Consider the following 982-nt stretch of genomic DNA (forward strand, 5'->3'; position numbering starts at 1 on the left):
CGACGTAGTCGATAGCCCTCATCGAGCCCCTTCAGGTTCCGCCGTTGGAAGGGACGGCTGTGTCGACCAAGGCCGCGCCACATGGGCTAGCCAGCCAATAAATAAAAGTACTGACTCGGCTCCAGCACGGCCGACTTGAGGCGGTTGTAGAGAAGAACGCCTGGCTCTACACGCGTTGCTGACTCCACAGATGTTGCCGTGTAGTGTGCTTGAAGGGCACGTCCGCCGCTGTATGAGCAGACGAATGAGTTGCCTCTCTTGATTGACGGGCACGAGCGCGACGATAAACTACGTCAGATGGACTCCCTACACGGTACCGACGTAAATCGCAGCGCCAGCATACTGCGCGAGGATGGCGAGTTCACGCTCTACCGGGTCCAGCCCACCGGCAGCCCCGGCAGTGTGCTGGTGGTACGTCCCGCCGACGAACATCCCCCAACCGCCCTTCTCGAACGCCTCGCTCACGAGTTCGCGCTGAAGGACGTACTCAACAGTCAGTGGGCAGCGCGCCCTTTGAAGCTGGTGCGCGATGACGCACGGATGGTACTAGTGCTCGAGGATCCGCTTGGCGAACTGCTCGAGCGGCAAATCGGCGGACCTGGCGAGGTGGGACATGTGTTGTCCCTCGCTGTGGGCATTGCAGCGGCGCTGGGTAAAGTCCATCAGCACGGCCTCGTGCATAAGGACATCAAACCTGCGCATATTCTGGTGGACTGCGTCGACGGCCACGTGCGGCTCACTGGCTTTGGCAGCGCCTCTCGACGCACGTATGAACGGCAATCGCCGGAACCGCCGGAAACGATCGTCGGTACCCTCGCCTATATGGCGCCTGAACAGACTGGGCGGATGAACCGCTCGATCGATTCGCGCAGCGACCTCTACGCATTCGGAGTCACGCTCTATCAGATGCTCACAGGGACCCTGCCGTTCACCGCGGCCGATCCGATGGAGTGGGTACATTGCCATGTTGCACGCAACCCGG

At 61.1% G+C, this 982-nt stretch carries 1 protein-coding gene; it reads left to right on the plus strand.

The features are described from left to right. Positions 1-297: 297 nt before the first annotated feature. Positions 298-982, plus strand: a 685-nt coding sequence (locus tag AB3X98_RS41975) for a serine/threonine protein kinase (protein ID WP_368607199.1), incomplete at its 3' end; no start/stop codon positions are given.

This window comes from Paraburkholderia sp. BR14312 (genome assembly GCF_040948675.1).
Classification (GTDB): Bacteria; Pseudomonadota; Gammaproteobacteria; order Burkholderiales; family Burkholderiaceae; genus Paraburkholderia; species Paraburkholderia nodosa_A.